The organism is Rahnella sp. PAMC25617 (genome assembly GCF_050606005.1).
Taxonomy (GTDB): domain Bacteria; phylum Pseudomonadota; class Gammaproteobacteria; order Enterobacterales; family Enterobacteriaceae; genus Rahnella; species Rahnella variigena.
Window position 1 is genome coordinate 1 of sequence record NZ_JBOCUM010000272.1, and the last position, 216, is coordinate 216.

Annotated in this window: 1 protein-coding gene; it reads right to left on the bottom strand. The window is 44.0% G+C overall.

Features of this window, described 5'->3' with window-relative positions:
• The coding region (locus ACM615_RS24340) for an HAD family hydrolase (RefSeq protein WP_431012701.1) at positions 1 to 201 on the bottom strand (201 nt) is incomplete at its 3' end.
• Positions 202 to 216: the final 15 nt, after the last annotated feature.

Below are 216 nucleotides of genomic sequence, written 5' to 3' on the forward strand. Positions count from 1 at the left end.
CGAAATAGCTACCACTGGAGCATCATTTACTCCATCACCAATAAAGGCAACTGTTCCTTTTTGAGCTTTGATCTCCTTGACTTTATTCACCTTATCTTCTGGGAGCAAATCGCCAAAGGAGTTGGGGATACCTAGCTCATCAGCGACAAACTTGACCACATTGTATTTGTCGCCACTCAGCATCGTGATGCCTATACCCATAGATTTTAGGCGATC